2 protein-coding genes (1 of these 2 cut by a window edge) are annotated in these 22,217 nt (G+C 56.0%); both read right to left on the reverse strand.

Annotation, left to right across the window (positions count from 1 at the left end; genetic code table 11):
- On the reverse strand, nt 1–21,150 hold the full coding sequence (locus KKH3_RS06645) for a non-ribosomal peptide synthetase (RefSeq protein ID WP_052201303.1): 21,150 nt from the start codon (nt 21,148–21,150) through the stop codon (nt 1–3).
- On the reverse strand, nt 21,143–22,217 hold the 3' end of the coding sequence (locus KKH3_RS06650) for a non-ribosomal peptide synthase/polyketide synthase (protein WP_052201304.1). 24,656 nt of this gene lie beyond the right edge of the window; the window shows 1,075 of its 25,731 coding nt (coding positions 24,657–25,731); its start codon lies off the right edge, out of view — the gene reads right to left on this strand; it ends in the stop codon at nt 21,143–21,145. Before KKH3_RS06650 ends, KKH3_RS06645 begins: the two co-directional genes overlap by 8 nt.

Below are 22,217 nucleotides of genomic sequence, written 5' to 3' on the forward strand. Positions count from 1 at the left end.
CTATTTTTTAGGGTTCAAGGTCTGCCATAGCCAATCTGCAAGTCGCCCGACCTGTGGCATGGCGAGCATCGTCATGTGGTTGCCCGGCATCAGGATCGGTTCTAGCTGGCTAACATGCGTGCTCCATTCGCTGTCGTTTGTCGTTCTTTCATCGATATCCCCCTCTTTGGCACTAACCAGATAAGCTTTTCCGTTATAGCGAGCTCGTGGCGTATACACTGTGTTCAGATTGGCCTGCATAACTTGAACAATTCCCTGCAACAGCGATCGGGTCGTCTGTGTAGAGAAAATACCGGCTTTCACCAGAGCGCGATGTAACTGTGTTATCTGCTCCTCCTCTACACTGTCCGCAAACTGAGAGCGTGTTAGCGCTAAAGGCTGCTCGAGGAGCATGTTGTAGATCTCGATCAGTTTCATCATCGTCTCAACGCGATCAATCGATTTTGGCGGACACGTCTTAGCATCAGGAGCATCGGTATCAACCAGTATCAGACTGGCAACCGATTCTCCCTGCGCTTGTAACTGCAAAGCGAGTTCAAATGCGATCCAGCCGCCAAAGGAATGCCCCATCAAATGGTAAGGTCCATGAGGTTGTTTTTGCCGTATTCCCCGAAGATAGGCTCGCGCGGCACCCTCGACGCTGATGTAAGGCGGCTGGCCGCTTTCTGTTAGGCCGCGTGCTTGCAAGGCGCAGACCGCTTGTTGCGTCGGCAGCGCCAGCGCCAGTTCAATAAAGCTGGAAGCATTGGCTCCTGCACCAGGGATACAAAAAAGCGGAGGAATTCCCGGTGTACCGTTTTGGATAACGATGTTTGGCACATAGTCATTGGGTAACAGGAAATCGCTAAACGAGTCGGCAACCTGATTCAGTAGCGGCGGCTGCATTATCGTGTAATGGGTTCCACCAATAGGGTGAAGCATGGACTCCTTACCGACGATGCCTTGCCATTCCCCCCAGATATCGTCACCCGTGGTGTGTTCTGAGCGATAGAGGTGAATCGGCAGCGTTGAAGCTGGCGTTTGGTAATGTTGGGATAGCTGCAAGATAGCTCTTTGGCTGTTGAGGCGCAGAAGAATATCCTCTTTTGTAATGCCAGACGGGAGCCATTGGCGTTCATGGCAACGTGCGATTATCTGGTTGATATCTGCGAGCGCTCGTAACTCCTCCAACGCTTGTTCATCGACCATTGGCATGTGATTGCGTAAATAGATAAAGATGATATTGATGTTTTCCTGCTCATCACTTTGCTCTCTATGGGAATCAACGCTTTTTTGCTCGCTTACGTGGGCATCTGGCCGATGGAGATTATAAGAATCAATCATGCCCAGAAACTCGACCTCCTCACCGCTATCGCGAATCTGTAGTCCGATTTCGTAGGCAATCGAACCACCTAATGACCATCCGGCAAGACGATAAGGGCCATGAGGCTGAATACGGCGGATAGCATTTAGATGACAAGTCGCCAGTTGCTCAAGAGATGCTGGCGGCGACGGCAGCGTATGTAGACCTAACGCCTGTAGCGCGTAGACAGGCACAGCAGCTGGCAGCAGCGTGGCGAAGGTCGAATAGACTAATGGGTCGCCGGAAGATTCGTGTATCAGGAATAGCGGCAGGAGATTCCCTTCTGGGCTTAGCGGTACAGGGTTCACATCAAACGGCGATCCTGATGTCGCTGAGGTATCGCTGCTAACGACAAAGGCCAGATCGCACAGCGTGGGATGAGAGAAGAGCGTAGCAAGTGATACCTCCATGTCCTGTTCACGCATGTGGTTGAGTAATTGCACTGCCAGCAGCGAGTGACCGCCAAGTTCAAAGAAATGGTCATAGCGGCCAATTTTTTCCAAGCCCAGTAGCGTCTGCCAGATATGCGCTAGCCTTATTTCCACTTTACCTTGCGGGGCTTCATAGCCATGGCTGACGACCGCCGTTTGGTCTGGTGCCGGCAGGGCTTTACGATCCAGCTTGCCATTCGGGGTAAGCGGGAAGGCGTCGAGGGTGACGAAGGCACCGGGCACCATGTACTCGGCCAGATGCAGGCTCAACTGCTGACGCAGGTCGGCCGGGTCGGGCGTGATGCCGGGCTGCGGACAGAGGTAGGCGACCAGCCGGGTATCGCCGGGGCTGTCCTCGCGGGCAACCACCACGGCGTCCTGCACGCCGTGGCACTGCATGAGACGGGCTTCGATTTCGCCGAGTTCGATACGGAAGCCGCGGAGCTTGACCTGAAAGTCGTTACGGCCGAGGTATTCGATGCTGCCGTCGGGCAGCCAGCGGGCGAGGTCACCGGTCTTGTAGAGCCGGGCATCGGGGCGGTCGCTGAACGGGTCGGGAATGAAGCGCTCGGCGGTGAGGTCAGGACGGTTGAGGTAGCCGCGCGCCACACCGACGCCGCCGATATGGAGCTCGCCGGCGACGCCGAGTGGCACGGGCTGGCCGAGGGCGTCGAGGATATAGATTTGGGTGTTGGCGATAGGGCGGCCAATGGGAACGAAGCTGCGATAGTCGTCCGGCTGACAGGCCCAGAAGGTGACGTCAATGGCGGCCTCGGTGGGGCCGTAGAGGTTGTGTAGCTGGGCATTGAAACGGGCAAAGAAGCGCTGCTGTAGCTCGGCCGGGAGGGCTTCGCCGCTACAGATGACGCGTCGCAGAGAATCACAGGCGCAGCCGGCATCAGCCCAGAGGACGAACTGCTGTAGCATGGACGGCACGAAGTGCAGGGTGGTGATACCGGTCTGCTCGATAAGGTGAGCAAGGTAGTCGGCATCCTTGTGTCCGTCGGGTCGAGCCATGACGAGGCGTGCACCGTAGAGCAGCGGCCAGAAGAACTCCCAGACGGAGACGTCAAAGCTGAAGGGGGTTTTTTGCAGCACGCGGTCATCGTGGGTAAGGCGATAGGTGTTCTGCATCCAGACGAGGCGGTTGCAGAGTCCGCGATGGCTGTTCATGACGCCCTTGGGCTTGCCGGTGGAGCCGGAGGTGTAGATGACATAAGCCAGATGGTGAGCGTCGAGGCCGGCGACGTGGGGGTTGTCCTCACTGAGATGGCTGACGTCGGCGGTATCGAGCAGGATGACCGGCAGGGAATGGGTCTGAAGCTCATGGCGATCGGCCTGGGTGAGCAGGGCGACGGGAGCGGCATCGTCGAGCATGTAGGCGAGGCGCTCGGCGGGATAACCGGGGTCGAGCGGGACGTAGGCGGCGCCGGCCTTGAGAATGCCGAACAGTCCGATGACCATGTCGACGGAGCGCTCGACGCAGATGGCGACGCGGTCATCGGGCTTGACGCCGAGGGCGATGAGGTGATGAGCGAGCTGGTTGGCGCGGCGGTTGAGCGCCTGATAGGAAATGTACTGGTCTTCAAAGAGTACGGCGATGGCGTGTGGTGTGAGAGCGGCCTGTTCTTCGAAGAGCTGATGGATGAGGGCGTCGCGTGGGAAAGGGACGTCGGTGGCGTTGAAGTCGAGCATGACCTGCCGGCGTTCGCTGTCCGGCAGGATTGGCAGCGTCATGATAGGGCGCTGTGGCGCCGAGGCCAACGCTTCAATCAATCCCTTAATCGCGGTCTCCAGATACTGGGCGATACGGCTGGCGTCAATTTCTGAATGCGTTTGAGCAACCAGACGGAAATTTTTGCCGAGATCGTCTACCGATACGGTTAACGGATAGTTGGTGCGTTCCTCTACGGTCAACTGGCGCATACCCTGCCAGACGCTGACGGTGGTGTCGTGGTTAGCGGCACTGTGCTGACTATGGCGGTAGTTGAATAGCGTACTGAACAGCGGTAGCGGCGGCATAACACCACTGCATCGTTGCGCCAACGCCAGCGGCGTTTGTTCATGCTCCAGCAGTGAGATGAGCTCATCATAGGTTGAACGGACGACATCAATGATGCTGCGGTTATTAAGGGAAATGCGCAGCGGCAGTGTGTTAATAAACATCCCCATGACCCTGTCCGCGCCGTCTGTCCCTTGTAAACGGCCAAGCAGAACGGAACCAAACACCACATCATCACGGTTGCTGATGTGTGCCAATACCTGTGCCCAGGCCACGTGGAACAACACGCTGGGGCTGACACCCAGTCGGTTTGCCCGGTGGCGTATCGCTTGTGCTAATGCAGGCTCAAGATACTGCATAGCTTCATCCACATTCTCGCCGCCAGTTTGTATATCGACCAGACCAAAGGGTGCCGTAGGCTCGTCGACATCAACCAACCGGGAACGGAAATACGCTTCATGCGCGGACATGGGCACACTTAAAATTTGAGCGATAAAGTTACGGTAAGGTAGCGGTGTTGGCAGGTCATCATCGTGACCCTGCAAGATTGTGCGTATCTCGTCAATCATCAGGGCGAGTGTGATGTGGTCACAGACCAGATGATGGAAGCCGAGTGCCAGCAACCATTCCTGATTGGCAGCATCGTGAGCGATATCCGCGGTGAGTAATGGTGCCTGATTCAGATTGATACGGCGCGTATGCGAGCTGGTATGGGCGCGCAACTGACCGGGGACATCATCGTCTGAGTCGCTCTCCAGCGTGTTTATCGCTAACCGCGCATGACGCCAGACCACCTGTACAGGCTGGCTAAGCCCCTGCCAGCAGACGGCGGTGTGCAGGATGTCATGGCGTTCGATAACACGTTGCAGCGCGCTGAGAAAAGTATCAAGGCGTTCACGGGTATCAAAAGCAATGACGGTTTGCGACAGGTAGGTATCTCCCTGTTCCTGAAGCAGATAATGGAACAAGATCCCCTCTTGCAGCGGCGCAAGCGGGTAAATGTCCTGCACATTAGCCGCCCCGCCGGGGACGGTCGCGACAATAGCGTCAATATCACGTTGAGAGAGTGATATGAGCGGCAGCAGCTCTGGTGTAATCGCCGTGCAGTCCGCTGAAATCTGGCAGGGGGGAACGACCAGAGGTTGTTTCGAGCGATTAGCCTGTATGGCCTGCGCCATCTCGCAGAGCACGGGAGCGGAGAAAACGCTACGAACGTCCAACGTGTGGCCGATATTACGTAACCGCTCAATCAGACTGACAGCCATCAACGAATGGCCGCCAAGTTCGAAGAACTGGTCATGCCGACCAACGCGCTCCAGCCCCAGCAGGTCTTGCCAAATCTGTGCCAGTGCGATCTCGAGTTCTCCCTGAGGGGCGACGTAGCCGCGAGTCGCGACGGCAGAGTGATCTGGCGCGGGTAGCGCTTTACGGTCAATCTTGCCGTTTGGCGTGAGTGGGAAGGCGTCGAGCGTAACAAAGGCGCTGGGGACCATGTATTCAGCCAACTGTTCAGCTAACTGCTGACGCAGTTCGGCGGGATTGAGATCGGTGTCAGGCTGGGCGCGGAGATAGGCAACCAGACGCGTATCGCCGGAGATATCTTCACGTGCGGTGACCACCGCTTCTTGCACGCCCGCAAGCTGCATGAGGCGTGCCTCAATTTCACCCAGTTCGATACGGAAACCGCGTACTTTGACCTGAAAGTCGTTACGGCCCAGATAGTCGATATTACCGTCCGGCAGCCAGCGACCAAGGTCGCCGGTTTTGTACATCCGGGCTTCTGGCGTGTTTGAGAAGGGATCGGGAATAAAGCGTTCCGCTGTCAGATCTGGACGGTTCAGATAGCCTCGTGCCACGCCCGCGCCGCCAATATGGATTTCTCCAGTGGCGTTGAGCAGGGCTGGACGCCCCTGAGGATCCAAAATATAGATACGGCTATTGGCGATAGGGTGACCAATCGGCACCGTGAATCGTTCATGAGAGGCTTCGGGCGAGGTTACAGGGTAGACGGAAGCCCACACCGTCGCTTCTGTTGGACCATATTCGTTATACAGTGCGGTTGACAGACCGAGCTGTTCAATCGCGGTGTGGATTTCCGGCGGGCAGCGTTCACCCGCCACAATCAGCGCTTGCAGAGAGGTCAGTTCCTCATTGTGGCTCATCTGCAACAGGCTCAGGGCTAAAGACGGCACGCACAAAAGACAGCAAATGCGGTGCTCATGAAGCCTATGTAAAATGGCCGTCGGATCGACGGTTATCGCCTGTTCTGGCAGGTAGAGTCTGCCTCCGCGCGTGAGCGTGCCAAATACGCTGGCAAGTGCACTGTCAAAGGCAATGGAGGATAGCAGCAGTACCCGTTCGAATGTGGGATAGGTTAATTGCCGCGCGTAGGTCGATGCCACAATGTTGCGGTGTTCGACCATGACCCCCTTAGGTTTACCCGTCGAGCCGGAAGTATAAATGATATAGGCCAGATGATGAGGTGCCAGCCCTATCGCCTGAGCCGCAGGGTTGCTGTTTGGGTAGGCTTCGAAAAGAGAGACGTTATCCAGCAAGATGGTCGAAACCGAGGTGCGCAATGACGCCGCCAGAGAGGAGTGGGTCAGAAGCGCAACGGGTGCAGAATCATCCAGCATATAAGCGAGACGTTCCGCTGGGTAGGACGGGTCAAGTGGTACATAGGCCGCACCGGCCTTAAGGATACCCAGCAGACCGATCACCATTTCTGGGCTACGCTCGACGCAAATCGCGATGCGGTCATCAGGTTTGACATTCAGAGAACGCAGATGATGAGCCAACTGGTTGGCGCGGTGATTGATTTCCGCGTAGCTGAGTAACTGCGCTTCGAACACGATAGCGATAGCATCTGGCGTCTGCACGACCTGCTGTTCGAACAGATGATGAAGCAGCGTGTCCGGGAGCTTGGTTTCGGTCGCGTTAAAGTCGAGCAGCAGCGTTTTGCGTTCCGCTTCTGGCAGAACAGATAAGCTAAGAATAGGCTGCTGCGGATCAATCGCTAATGCCTCAACGAGCGCGCGTAGTGCCGTCATCATGTAATTCACGATTCGATCGGGATCGATCTCGCTAACGGTTTGAGCCACCAGACTAAATCCTTCTCCCAGATCGTCTACGGAGAGTGTGATGGGGTAGTTGGTACGTTCTTCTGTCGCCAGAAGCGTTATGCCGTTCCAGGTGCTGTGGTCGTTCGTCTCTGTTTGACTGTGGCGGTAGTTGAGCAGCGTACTGAACAGCGGCATTGGCGGCGTCATGCCGCTACAGCGCAGCGCGACGGAAAGCGGGGTTTGCTCATGCTCAAGTAAGGCGGTGAGATCGCGGTAGGTGGATTGGACGACATCGCGTACGCCGTGTCCGGCCAGTGAAAGGCGCAGTGGCAGCGTATTGATAAACATCCCCATGACCCGATCCGCACCAGCCGACCCTTGAAGGCGCCCCAGCAACACCGATCCGAAGACGACATCATCACGCCCGCTGGTTTGTGCCAGCACCTGCCCCCAGGCAACGTGGAATAGCACACCTGGGCTGATACCTAACTGGCGGCACAGCTTGCGGATCCCCATCGCGAGCGACGGGGCGAGTTGCTGGCTGGCTTTCACGACATTGCCCCCATCGCCTTGTATATCCAGTAAACCGAAGGGGGCGGTAGGCTCATCGATATCAGCCAATCGGCTGCGGAAATAATCTTCATGTGCTGACGCAGGTACGCTGAGATTTTGCGCAATAAAGTTACGGTAGGGCAGTGGGGTCGGCAACGCTTCAGTCTGGCTCTGTAAGATCAGTCGAACTTCATCAATGATCAGTGCCAGCGTCATATGGTCGCCGATCAAGTGGTGGAATGTCAGCGCTAACAGCCATTCATTACGCTCATCATCGTGAACAATGTCGGTAGCAAATAGCGGTGCCTGATTAAGATTAAGTCGACGCACGCTGGGATCGGTATAAGCCTTTAACTGTGCCAGAACGTGTTCTTCCTGCGCCGGAACAAACGTATTCACGCTCAACGGTGCCTGGCGCCAAACAACCTGTACGGGCTGATTTAATCCCTGCCAGTAAAGAGCGGTACGCAGAATATCGTGACGGTCAATGACGTGCTGTAGCGCATCCAAGAAGGCATCGAGACGTGCACGGGTATCAAAGGCGACAAGGTTGTTGAGCAGATAGGCGTCTCCCTGTGTCTGTAATCGGTGGTGGAATAAAATACCTTCCTGCAACGGAGACAGCGGGTAGATATCCTGCACATTGGCCGCCCCGCCCGGGACACTTGCCACGATAGCGTCGATCTCACCCTGAGATAGCGTGACCAGCGGTAACAAGTCAGGCGTAATTTGTTGGCAATCTGTAGGGATCACATTAGGCGCAACGCTGCTGAGGTTGCTCTCCTGCTGCACCTGCATCGATTCTGCCATGTCGGCAAGTATGGGGGATGCAAAGACGCTGCGTACGTCAAGCCGGTAACCCAGATTACGTAATCGCTCAATCAGGTTGACCGCCATCAGTGAATGACCACCGAGTTCAAAAAAGTGATCTCGGCGTCCGACATGCGTTAAGTCCAGCAGATGTTGCCAAATGGACGATAGAACGGTTTCTTTTTCACCTATGGGCGCTTCATAGGTACGGGTCACTACGGCCGTCTGATCGGGAACGGGTAACGCTTTGCGATCGAGTTTGCCATTCGGCGTGAGCGGAAAAGCCTCCACGGTGACAAATGCACTGGGCACCATATATTCGGCTAAATGGTGAGCCAATTGCTGACGCAGATCGGCAGGCACGAGTTCAACACCGGGCTGTGCAATGAGATAAGCGACGAGGCGAGTCTCCCCTGGCTCATCCTCACGCGCGATCGCGACGGCTTCTTTTACACCAGAACACTGAATAAGACGCGCTTCAATTTCCCCCAGTTCGATACGGAAGCCGCGTACTTTTACCTGGAAGTCATTACGACCCAGATAGTCTATGTTGCCATCGTGCAGCCAGCGACCCAGGTCACCCGTTTTGTAGAGTCGGGCACCGGGATCATCGCTAAACGGATCGGTAATAAACTGCTCTGCTGTTAATTCGGGACGGTTAAGGTAGCCCCGTGCGACGCCGATACCGCCAATATGAATTTCTCCGGTCGCGCCGATGGGAACCAGTTTGCCTTGCGGATCCAAAATATAGATCCGCGTATTGGCAAGCGGGCGGCCAATACAAGGCTCTCTCTCATCCTGAATACTGCATGGATAAAGCGTGGCGCAGACGGTGGTTTCCGTTGGACCATAAGCATTAAACATATGCCGTCCGGCAGCCCAGCGTTTGACTAATGCAGGTGGGCAAATTTCACCGCCGACCACCAGCGTCTGTAAGGTTTCCGGAAGTCCATCCAGTGCCGCCAATGCTGTTGGCGTTATCAGCATGTGTGTAATCGTATGGTCTTCCAGCGTTTGACGAAGTGCTGGACCCGGTAGGATAGCTGCGCGTTCGGCAAGGTAGAGTGTCGCCCCTGTTAACAGCGTCATGCAGCATTCCTGCATACAGACGTCAAAGCTGAAGGAAGCCAACTGAATCACATGGCTGTCTGCTGTAATATGCAGAGCGTCAATCTGTCCGTTAAGTAGGTTGCACATACTGCGATGCTCAACCATCACGCCTTTGGGTTTACCCGTAGAGCCAGAGGTATAAATCACATAGGCCAGATGATGCGACGTTAGGCCGAGCGACTGAGGTTCAGGATTACTGTCTGGCACCTCGTCAGCGATAGCGGCTGGCAGATTATCGAGTTCGATCGTGGGCAGCGGGCTATTCAGCAAGGTCGTCAGATCGGTTTGCGTCAGTAGCGCGACTGGAGCCGCATCCGCCAGCATGTAAGCCAGGCGGTCAACGGGATAAGACGGATCTAACGGCACATAGGCTCCGCCAGCTTTAAGAACCGCCAGCATGCCGACAACCATCTCCAGACTGCGTTCGACGCAAATCGCGACCCGATCGTCCGGCCGTAGGCCGAGTGAGAGCAGATGGTGGGCAAGGCGGTTTGCTCGGCGGTTAAGCTCGTCGTAGCTCAATGACTGCGACTCGAATACCACTGCTGTTGCATCAGGGGTACATTTAACCTGCTCTTCGAATAGCACGTGGGCCAATGCAGGGCCAGGTCGTGCGATATCGGTGGCGTTGAAATCGACCAACAGTTTCTGGCGTTCGCTTTCCGGCAGAATGGATAACGTCAGGACTGGGCGCTGTGGTTCATTCTCCAGCGCGTCAACCAGACCGTGGATTGCGGTGAGCAGATAGTGAGCGATTCGCGCAGGATCAATTTCTGTGCTGGTTTGCGCCAGGAAACTGAAACCGTCCCCGATATCATCCACCGAAAGCGTAAACGGATAGTTGGTACGTATATTTTCTGTCAGTACCCGAATGCCTTCCCAAGGGCGGGTATCTTTATTTATCTGCGTATGGCGATAGTTGAGCAGGGCGCTGAATAGCGGTATGGGGGGAGCGACACCGCTACAGCGTTGGGCTAGCGCAAGCGGTGTTTGTTCATGTGCCAACAGCGTTGTCAAATCGCGATAGGTTTCCTGTACCGCGTCCAAAACGCTACGTTCGGCAAGAGAAATCCGCAGCGGCAGGGTATTGATAAACATCCCCATGACCTGATCGGCACCCGCAGAACCCTGCAAACGGCCTAACAGCACCGTGCCGAAGACAACATCATCACGGCCACTGGTCTGCGCCAGAACCTGAGCCCAGGCTACATGGAACAGTACACCCGGACTGATCCCTAAACGGCGGGACTGCTGATATATCGCGTTGGATAATGGCGCAGAAAGCGGTACGCGAACTTCAGCGATATTTTCGCCTTCTCCCTGTATATCCTGTAAATCAAAAGGCATCGTCGGCGTATCGACATCCGCCAACCGTTCGCGGAAATAGGCCTCATGTTCCGCGTTCGGGACGCTTAATATTTGGGCGATAAAGTTACGATACGGTAGCGGCGTCGGCAGGGTGTCCTGCTGACCCTGCAACAACTGACGGATTTCCCCGACGATCAGCGTCAGCGTCATATGATCGCTAATCAAGTGGTGTAATCCGAAGGCCAGCAGCCATTCCCCCGTAGCGGGATCGTGGGCAATGTCGGCCGAGAGCAACGGTGCCTGATTCAGATTAAGGCGATGGGTGCGTGGATCGGTTCGCTGCTTCAACTGAGTCAGCACGTCATCTGATGAGGTAGGTTCGAAAGTATTGACGGACAAGATCGCCTGACGCCATACCACCTGTACCGGTTGATTTAGCCCCTGCCAGCAGACGGCCGTGCGCAGAATGTCATGACGTTCAATCACCTGCTGAAGTGCATTTAAGAAGGTATCAAGACGATCGCGATCCTGAAACGCAAGCAAGTGGTACAGCAAATACGTGTCGCCTTGTTCCTGAAAACGGTAGTGGAAAAGAATGCCTTCCTGCAAAGGTGAGAGCGGGTAGATATCCTGTACGTTGGCGGCTCCGCCAGCGACGGTATCCACCACCGTATCGATCTCCTGCTGCGTAAGTGTTACCAGAGGCAGCAGGTCAGGCGTGATGGCGGTACAGTCCTCTGGAATATGATTAGGGGGCACGACAAACGCGGGCTTATCCTGATGTGCCAGTATTGCCTGTGCCATTTCACTGAGCACGGGTGCGGAAAAAATGCTGCGCACATCCAGCGTCAGACCCGCATTACGGAGTCGCTCAATCAAGCTGACGGCCATCAGGGAATGGCCGCCGAGCTCGAAGAAGTGGTCATGGCGGCCAACGCGTGCCAGTCCCAGCAGTTCCTGCCAGACAGCGGCGAGGGCCATTTCGACATCCCCCTGCGGGGCTTCGTAGTCGCGGGTGGCGACGGCGGACTGGTCGGGAGCGGGCAGCGCCTTGCGGTCGAGCTTGCCATTCGGAGTGAGCGGGAAGGCGTCGAGGGTGACGAAGGCACCGGGCACCATGTACTCGGCCAGATGCAGGCTCAACTGCTGACGCAGGTCGGCCGGGTCGGGCGTGATGCCGGGCTGCGGACAGAGGTAGGCGACCAGCCGGGTATCGCCGGGGCTGTCCTCGCGGGCAACCACCACGGCGTCCTGCACGCCGTGGCACTGCATGAGACGGGCTTCGATTTCGCCGAGTTCGATACGGAAGCCGCGGAGCTTGACCTGAAAGTCGTTACGGCCGAGGTATTCGATGCTGCCGTCGGGCAGCCAGCGGGCGAGGTCACCGGTCTTGTAGAGCCGGGCATCGGGGCGGTCGCTGAACGGGTCGGGAATGAAGCGCTCGGCGGTGAGGTCAGGACGGTTGAGGTAGCCGCGCGCCACACCGACGCCGCCGATATGGAGCTCGCCGGCGACGCCGAGTGGCACGGGCTGGCCGAGGGCGTCGAGGATATAGATTTGGGTGTTGGCGATAGGGCGGCCAATGGGAACGAAGCTGCGATAGTCGTCCGGCTGACAGGCCCAGAAGGTGACGTCAATGGCGGCCTCGGTGGGGCCGTAGAGGTTGTGTAGCTGGGCATTGAAACGGGCAAAGAAGCGCTGCTGTAGCTCGGCCGGGAGGGCTTCGCCGCTACAGATGACGCGTCGCAGAGAATCACAGGCGCAGCCGGCATCAGCCCAGAGGACGAACTGCTGTAGCATGGACGGCACGAAGTGCAGGGTGGTGATACCGGTCTGCTCGATAAGGTGAGCAAGGTAGTCGGCATCCTTGTGTCCGTCGGGTCGAGCCATGACGAGGCGTGCACCGTAGAGCAGCGGCCAGAAGAACTCCCAGACGGAGACGTCAAAGCTGAAGGGGGTTTTTTGCAGCACGCGGTCATCGTGGGTAAGGCGATAGGTGTTCTGCATCCAGACGAGGCGGTTGCAGAGTCCGCGATGGCTGTTCATGACGCCCTTGGGCTTGCCGGTGGAGCCGGAGGTGTAGATGACATAAGCCAGATGGTGAGCGTCGAGGCCGGCGACGTGGGGGTTGTCCTCACTGAGATGGCTGACGTCGGCGGTATCGAGCAGGATGACCGGCAGGGAATGGGTCTGAAGCTCATGGCGATCGGCCTGGGTGAGCAGGGCGACGGGAGCGGCATCGTCGAGCATGTAGGCGAGGCGCTCGGCGGGATAACCGGGGTCGAGCGGGACGTAGGCGGCGCCGGCCTTGAGAATGCCGAACAGTCCGATGACCATGTCGACGGAGCGCTCGACGCAGATGGCGATGCGGTCATCGGGTTTAACGCCGAGGGCGATGAGGTGATGAGCGAGCTGGTTGGCGCGGCGGTTGAGCGCCTGATAGGAAATGTGCTGGTCTTCAAAGAGTACGGCGATGGCGTGTGGTGTAAGAGCGGCCTGTTCTTCGAAGAGTTGATGGATGAGGGCATCGTGTGGGAAAGGCGCGTCGGTGGCGTTGAAGTCGAGCATGACCTGCCGGCGTTCGCTGTCCGGCAGGATTGGCAGCGTCATGATAGGGCGCTGTGGCGCCGAGGCCAACGCTTCAATCAATCCCTGAAGAGCGGTTTCCATATAGCGTGCGAGACGCAGCGGATCGATGCCTTCAATAGCCTGAGAAACCAGACGGAACCGCTCACCAATATCATCGACTGACAGCGTGAAGGGGTAGTTGGTACGTTCTTCCGCTGTGAGCAAACGCATACCGCGCCATACCCTGTCTGTCGTTGTTCCCGGCTGACTATGACGGTAATTGAATAGCGCACTGAACAACGGCATTGGTGGAATGACGCCACTACAGCGTTGCGCCAATGTTAGCGGTGTCTGCTCGTGTTCCAAAATTGCTGTTAGATCGCGATAGGTCTCCTGCACAACATCCAGCACGCTGCGATCTGCGAGGGTTATACGCAGAGGGAGTGTGTTAATAAACATCCCCATGATTCGGCTTGCCCCCGTGGTTCCTTGTAAACGTCCAAGGAACACGGAACCAAACACCACATCATTACTGTTACTGACATGGGCCAACACCTGAGCCCATGCGACATGGAACAACACGCTTGGGCTGATACCGAGCTGACGAGCCTGTTTGCGAATCGCTTGTGCTAATGCAGTATCGAGAGGAAGGCGTGCTTCAGCGATATGTCCGCTGTCATCTTGCGTATTCAATATGCCGAAAGGTGCGGTTGGCGTATCGATGTCCGCCAGACGAGAACGGAAGTACTGTTCGTGAACAGAGGACGGCACACTCAGTATTTGAGCAATAAAATTACGATAGGGAAGTGAAGGCGGTAACGCCTCAGCACGCCCCTGAAGCAGTAGGGTGATTTCACTGACGATGAGGTCCAGCGTCATATGGTCGCCCACCAAATGGTGGAAACCGAATGCCAGAAGCCATTCCCCCGTCGCCGTATTATGGGCGATATCGGCGGAGAGCAGCGGTGCCTGATTCAGGTTAAGGCGACGATGGCTCGGGTCGGTGTAGGCTTTCAACTGTGAGAGAATATTGTCATCTGAGGCTGGGACAAACGTATTCACCGGCAGCGGTGCGTGACGCCATACGACCTGAACTGGCTGAGTCAGTCCCTGCCAGCAGAATGCGGTACGCAAAATATCGTGGCGGTCAATAACCTGTTGCAGGGCATGCAGAAACGTATCAAGCCGCTCGCGGTTATCAAAGGCCAACAAGCTGTTAAGCAGATAAGCATCACCCTGCTCTTGCAGGCGGTGATGGAACAGAATGCCTTGCTGAAGTGGTGAAAGAGAATAGATATCCTGCACATTGGCCGCGCCGCCGGGTACCGTAGCGACAACGGTGTCCAGCTCTGCCTGAGTGAGCGTGGCCAGAGGCAACATCGTGGGCGTGAGCGCCGAGCAGTGTTTTGGAATACAGTTAGGCGGCACCGAAAACGCCGGTTTATCCTGATTAGCTTGTACCGCCTGTGCCATCTCGCACAGTACGGGCGTAGAGAAGATACGGCTAACATCAATCGTCCAACCCAGATGATGCAGCCGTTCTATCAGGTTGACGGCCATTAACGAGTGGCCGCCAAGCTCGAAGAAGTGGTCACGGCGGCCAACGCGATCCAGCCGCAGTAGCGTTTTCCAACTATCCGCCAATGCGATCTCGATGTCTCCTTGCGGTGCTTCATAGCCGCGGGTGGCAGCAGAGAGTTGGTCAGGCGCTGGGAGCGCCTTACGGTCGAGTTTCCCGTTCGGGGTCAGTGGAAACTGTTCCAGTGTGACAAACGCGGCAGGCAACATGTATTCGGCCAGATGCTGTGAGAGCTGTAGGCGCAATGTTGCCGGTTCGATTTCAGCACCGGTATGGGGCCGGATATAGGCAACCAGCCGTTTATCGTTAGGATTATCTTCCCGGATGATAACGATGGCATCCTGCACTCCTGAACAGGCCATGAGACGCGCTTCGATTTCGCCAGGCTCAATACGAAAACCGCGCAGTTTGATCTGAAAATCATTGCGGCCTAAATATTCTATATTGCCATCGGGCAGCCAGCGGCCAAGGTCGCCAGTTTTATACATTCTGGCACCGGCTTGGTCGGAATACGGATCGGGAATAAAGCGCTCGGCGGTCAGTTCGGGGCGGTTGAGGTAGCCGCGTGCGATACCGACGCCGCCCAGATAAATTTCGCCAGCGACGCCGAGGGGCGCGAGCTGTCCCTTCGCATCAAGAATATAAACGTGGGTATTGTCGATGGGTTTCCCGATGGGCAGAAAATCATCGTCAGCATGATGGCAATGGTAGATTGTCGCACAGACGGTGCTTTCCGTCGGGCCATAGGCGTTAATGACCTGTTTATCGGTTGCCCAGCGTTTGGCTAATGCCGGAGGACACGCCTCGCCCGCGACTATCAGCGTTGTCAAATCAGGAAGCTCGGCGGCAGGATCCAAGGCGCTGGCAGCAATCGGCGGGAGCGTCACATGAGTAATGGCCTGTGTTTGCAGCGTATTGAGCAGCGCATCGCCGGGCAAGAGTTCCTCGCGAGAGGCCAGAACGAGACAGGCTCCCTGACACAACGTGGTCGTCACTTCGGAGATACAGGCATCGAAACTGAAAGAGGCAAACTGCAAAAGGCGGCTATTCGCAGTGATGCCAAATGCACGAATCTGCGCGCTGGCAAGATTACACAGGCTGTGGTGCTCGATCATTACCCCTTTCGGCTTGCCAGTAGAGCCCGAGGTATAGATGACATACGCCAGATGATGTGGCGTGAGCCCCAACGTAGTCGCATCCAGATTGTCTTGCGGAGCAGACTTAAAGATGGCGGATTGCGGATCATCCAGTATCACCAGCGGCAACGTGCTGTTTAGCGTTTCAATCAACGCCGTCTGGGTTAACAGTGCGACCGGTTTCGCGTCATCAAGCATGTAGGCCAGACGCTCGGCTGGATAAGCCGGATCGAGTGGTACATAAGCCGCACCCGCTTTCAGAATCCCCAATAGGCCGACGATCGTTTCCACGCTACGTTCTACACAAATGGCAATGCGGTCATCCGGCTGCACACCGAGTGACAGGAGATGGTGAGCTAATTGGTTGGCGCGACGATTAAGGCCGTCGTAGCTAAGCGTCTGCGCGCCGAACACGACCGCAATCGCGTCAGGCGTTTGGGCAACCTGTTGTTCAAACCGTTGATGGATTAAGGCGTCATCTGGGAGATCGCGATGGGTTGCATTGAAGCCCACCGATAATTGCTCGTATTCTGAGGCAGGTAATATATCAATCGCTTCTGCCAGCGTTTCCGGCGCAGTGGTTAATAGGGAGACGACCTGTTCTATTGCCTGCAACAGATAAGCATTCACCCGATTCGGATCGATAGGGCTGATGGTTTGGGTCGAGAGCGAAAAATACTCACGATTATTATCAATTGAGATGCCCAATGGGTAGTTGGTGCGTTCACGACTAAACAAGCTCTCTACACCAAACTGTCTCAAATTCGGCGCTTCGACACCTCTGTCATTGGTGTGGCGACAATTGAGTAACGCGCTGAACAATGGCATCGAACCGAGCCCGCTGCATCGCTGGGCCGTGGACAGCGGAGTTTGCTCGTAGCGCAATAAATTGGCGCAAATATCATTCGCGGTGTTGACCAGTGTCGCCACGCTCATGCCAGCCAGTTTTATCCTGAAAGGAAGCGTGTTGATAAACATGCCTAGTGCGGTTGTACTGCCATCGAGACCTGACATACGCCCCGATAATGTTGTGCCGAACACGATATCGTCCCGTCCGCTGGTTCGAGCGATAACCAATGCCCAACTGGCGTGAAACAGTGCCGCCGGACTGATGCCGAACCGACGGGCAACGTCACGGATCGTGTGTGAAAATTCGGGACTCAGTGATTGACGCGCTTCTGCTGCACTTTCACCGTTGGCTTGAACATTCACCACGCCAAACGGTGCCGTAATTTCGTCGATGTCCGCCAGATAGTCTTGGAAAAACGCTTCTGCTGCCTGGTTTTTCTCCTCCTGACGGGAATAAGCCACAAAGTTTCTATATGGGAATGATGGCGGGAGCGTTTCACCTTTTCCCATCAGAAACGCGGTGGTTTCCGCGAGTAGCTGACGCAATGAAAGGTTGTCATCAATGATGTGGTGAAACTGGAGCAGGACATAACGCGTCGGTGATGTTGAATCCGGTGTAACGTACAAATGCATTAATGGTGCCTGAGTCAAATCCATTGCGGTGTGTGAGGAGACGACGCGATCTCGCATCGTGGTGACCACATCATGGCGGTTTTCGGGTTCCAGATAATGCACATTCAGCGGCGCGTGGCGATGTACCACCTGAACCGGCTCCGTCAATTCCGTCCAGTGAATCGACGTGCGCAGAATATCGTGTCGGTTAATCACGGACTGTAATGCGGCAATAAAAGCATCCAGCTTCGTCTGGTTTTCGACCCGCAAAAGCGACGAGACGACATAGGGATCTTTATCGGGATGCAGGCGATGGTGGAAGAGAATCCCTTCCTGTAGTGAAGCCAGCGGGTAGATGTCCTGTATATTGGCGGTGCCGCCAGACACGTTATCAGCAATGGCATCAATGTCCTGCTGCGATAGCGTTACCAGTGGCAACATATCCGGTGTGATTTGTTCAGCATCGTCGGGGATAAGGTTATCTGGCGTAGTGAAACGGGATTCGCCCCGATCGTGTTGAACGGCATCAGCCAGTTCGATGAGCGTCGGTGCGGTAAATACGCTGCGAACGTCGAGTTTTAAGCCGAGGTGACGCAGTTTTTCAATTAAGCTGACAATCAGCAATGAATGGCCGCCGAGTTCAAAAAAGTGGTCATACCGTCCCACCCGTTCTAGTCCTAGCAGGTCTTGCCAGATTTCAGCCAATGCGTTTTCAATCTCTCCGACAGGTTCTTCATAGTCGCGTGTGACCACGGCGGAACGTTCAGGCGCGGGAAGTGCTTTACGATCCAACTTGCCATTCGGCGTGAGCGGGAACGTATCGAGAGTGACGAAGGCTGCTGGGATCATATACTCGGCCAGATTCTGACTGAGCTGCTGGCGTAGTTCGGCAGGTTCCAGCACGGCTTCAGGCTGGGGCTGAATGTAGGCCACCAGACGGATATCTCCCGGTATATCCTCACGGGCAAGCACCACTGCTTCCTGAACGCCGGGGCACTGCACCAGACGAGACTCGATTTCCCCCAGCTCGATACGGAAACCGCGCACCTTGACCTGGAAGTCGTTACGCCCCAGATAGTCCAGCGTCCCGTCGGGCAGCCAGCGGGCGAGGTCGCCGGTTTTGTAGAGGCGAGTTACTGCACCCTCAGAGAACGGGTTGGCAATAAAGCGCTCGGCGGTCAGGTCGGGTCGGTTGAGGTAGCCACGTGCGACACCCGCTCCGCCGATATAAAGCTCGCCGGCCACGCCAACGGGTACCGGCTGACCGTGCGGGTCAAGCAGGTAGGCACATAGGTCCGGTAAGGGCTTGCCGATAAGGCTGCCGCGACCCGCGATGATATCGGCGGCGGTCAGTTCGCGGAAGGTCGCGTGAACGGTAATCTCGGTGATGCCGTACATGTTAATCAGACGGGTGTGTTCAAGTGGGTTGTTTGCTATCCACGGTGACAGCATGTGTAACTCAAGCGCCTCCCCGCCGAAAATGATGCAACGCAGTGCATGCTCGGTGTTGTCTCGTGCGGCAATTAATTGGCGGAATGCTCCCGGCGTCTGGTTAAGTATGGTCACTCGTTCCCGACAGATCAGGGAATAGAACTCCTGCGGTGAGCGAGCACACAAAGCGGGCACGATGACGAGTTTGCCGCCGTAGGCGAGCGCCCCCCATATTTCCCAAACGGAGAAGTCGAACGCGAAGGAGTGGAACTGAGTCCAGACGTCGTGGCTGTTAAAATGGAAATAGCCCTGCGTGGTGTCGAGCAGGCGAGTGACGCTGGCATGCTCGACCATGACGCCTTTGGGCTTGCCGGTAGAGCCGGAGGTGTAGATGACATAGGCCAGATGGTGGGGTATGACGCCCAGCGCGTGCGCGTCGGGATTGTGGTCAGGCTGTGCATCAAAGACGTCGTGCGCGTCAAGCAGTACGGTGGGCAGCGCAGTGTCCGGCAGGATCGCGGTTAATGCCAACTGAGTGAGTAGGGCCACAGGCGTGGCATCTTCCAGCATATAGGCAAGGCGCTCGGACGGATAAGCCGGATCTAATGGAAGATAGGCGGCACCAGCTTTGAGAATAGCCAATAGACCAATAATCATCTCCGGACTGCGTTCGACGCAAATGGCGACGCGGTCATCGGGTTTAACGCCGAGGTTGTTGATGAGGTGGTGAGCGAGTTGGTTGGCGCGATGGTTGAGAGCCTGATAGCTGAGCGAGCGGGATTCAAAGACGACGGCTGTCGCCTCGGGTGAGCGTTGGGCTTGAGCTTCGAAGCGAGCCTGAATCAACGCGGGATCAGGCCGTTCGGCTTCAACCGGATTAAAGTCGACCAACACCTGTTGGCGTTCGCGTAACGACAGCATAGGCACGGACCATAGCGGCTGTGTCACGTCGGTGGCAATCGCGGTGAGTACATTCACTACGTAGCCAACCACGCGCTCAATCGTTTCCCGTTCGAAGAGGTCGATGGCATATTCCAGTGACCCCGTCAGACCATTATCTGTCTCGTTAATCGACAACATGAGATCAAACTGAGCGCTGTGTTTGGGTTGTTCAATAAAAGAGACGTCCAAATCGGGCAGTGTTAAATGTTGTGACGACGTATTATTCAGTGCCAGCATTACCTGAAAAATTGGGCTGTAGCTGAGGCTACGTGCGGGTTTCAGTACTTCTACGACCTGATCGAATGGAAGATCCTGATGAGCATAAGCAGAAAGTGACAGTTCTCTAACCTGCGTCAGCAGGGCTTCCAATGTCTCACATTGATTCAGTTCAATGCGTAGTGCCAGCGTGTTAACGAAGAAGCCGATCAGGCCTTCCAACTCATGACGGGTACGATTGGTGATCGGCGTACCAATGACGATGTCGTCTTGACCACTGAGGCGAGACAACACAAGGCTCCATGCGGCAAGCACCGTCATAAACAGCGTGGTTCCCTGTTGATGGCCTTGTGTTTTTAGCGCATCAAGAATATCGGCGCTGAGATGGAAAGGCACATGGTTGCCCGCATAGCGCTGTACCGCAGGGCGTGGATGGTCAGTTGGCAGTTCTAACAGGGCGGGGGCACCTTGTAATCGGTTATGCCAAAAATCACGCTGTTCGGTGAGCGCATCCTCTTTGAGCCAGTCGCGTTGCCAGGCTGCATAATCGGCGTACTGAATCGGTAACGGTGGTAAATGTGCCGCGTGGCCGCTGAGCGCGGCGCGGTACAGGGCTGAAAACTCACGGACAAAGATCCCCAGAGACCAGCCATCGGAGATGATGTGGTGTTGCGTGATCAGCAAAACATGTTCTTTATCACTCAACTGCAATAGCTGGCCGCGAATCAGAGGGCCTTGCATGAGGTCGAACGGCTCACGCGCTTCATTCTCGGTTAATTCAGCGACCCGCTGGGCTTGCGTTGTCTCATCAAGGTCACGCAGGTCAAGGCTGGACAAGCAAAAGTGGGTCTCTGCGGGGGCAATCTGCTGGTAGGGTTGACCCTCAACCAGTGCAAAATGTGTGCGAAGGCTTTCATGGCGAGCGATCAGGCTATCAAGCGCAGCCGTGAGCGCCGATTTATCGAGCTTGCCGGTAAGTCGCAGAGCGGCGGGAAGATGATAAGCCTGACTCGCGGCTTGATCGAGTTGACCAATAAACCACAGCCGCTGCTGAGCAAAAGAGAGTGGCAGCGGTGCATGCCGATCGGCTTTCTTTATCGATGGCCGCTGCTGATGTCCACGCTGCTTCAATTGTTCTTTAACTTTTTTCTCCAGAACGGCGCGTTTTAGCTCTTCAATGCTCATGTTTTCTTTATTCATCTTTTGTGTCTCCGTCTAAAATCGCCATTAACTCTTCTGCTGACATTGAGTCGAGATCGTGTGTGAGTGCGTCAGTATCATTTCCCCATGCTGCATGTATTTGTGCGGCCAGAATGACCTCCGCCAGCGCGGATAGCTGGGGATGTTGGAAAATGGCAACGATAGGGATATCGGTGAAAAATTCTGCGCGTATGCGGGCGTTTAACTGCACGGCAAGAAGTGAGTGTCCGCCGAGCTCAAAGAAATGGTCATGGCGTCCGACACGCTCTAGCCCCAGCAGTGTTTGCCATATCTGGGCCAGCGCACGTTCGAGTTCACCCTGCGGTGCTTCATAGCCGCGAGTCACCATCGCCGACTGGTCTGGTGCGGGTAGCGCCTTACGATCGAGTTTGCCGTTTGGCGTGAGTGGAAAGGTATCCAGCGTGACGAATGCACTTGGGATCATGTATTCGGCCAGTTCCTCGCTAAGCCTTTGGCGCAGATCGGCAGGATCAAGCACCGTATCCGGTTGAGCACGAAGGTAGGCAACCAGTCGTTTGTCGCCGGGGCTATCTTCACGGGCAATGACCACGGCATCGTGCACCCCTGGGCAGCGGTCGAGGCGGGTTTCAATTTCGCCGAGTTCGATACGGAAGCCGCGGACTTTGACCTGAAAATCGTTACGACCCAGATACTCAAGGGTACCGTCAGTCAGCCAGCGTCCGAGATCGCCCGTCTTGTACATCCGAACGTCTGGCGAACGTGAGAACGGATCGTGGATAAAGCGCTCTGCAGTGAGATCGGGACGACCAAGATAGCCGCGAACGACGCCCGCACCAGCGATATGGATTTCCCCCGCAACGCCGAGAGGAACCACGCGCCCCTGCGGATCCAGAATATAGATCTGGGTATTGGCGATGGGGTGACCAATATAAGGCGTCGGTGTAGTCAGGCCGTTTAGCGTTGACCAGATCGTAGTTTCTGTCGGGCCATACAGATTCCAGAGTGTCGTTACCTTCTGAAGCAACGCGGTCGCCAGATTTTCAGGCAGCGCTTCCCCCCCACACAGTGCTTTAAAGTCCGGTGGC

The organism is Pectobacterium actinidiae (assembly GCF_000803315.1).
GTDB lineage: Bacteria > Pseudomonadota > Gammaproteobacteria > Enterobacterales > Enterobacteriaceae > Pectobacterium > Pectobacterium actinidiae.

Excerpts from the sequence above, each read along its gene's own strand:
- KKH3_RS06645 (WP_052201303.1), bottom strand. The coding sequence starts at position 21,150 with ATGAATAAAGAAAACATGAGCATTGAAGAGCTAAAACGCGCCGTTCTG.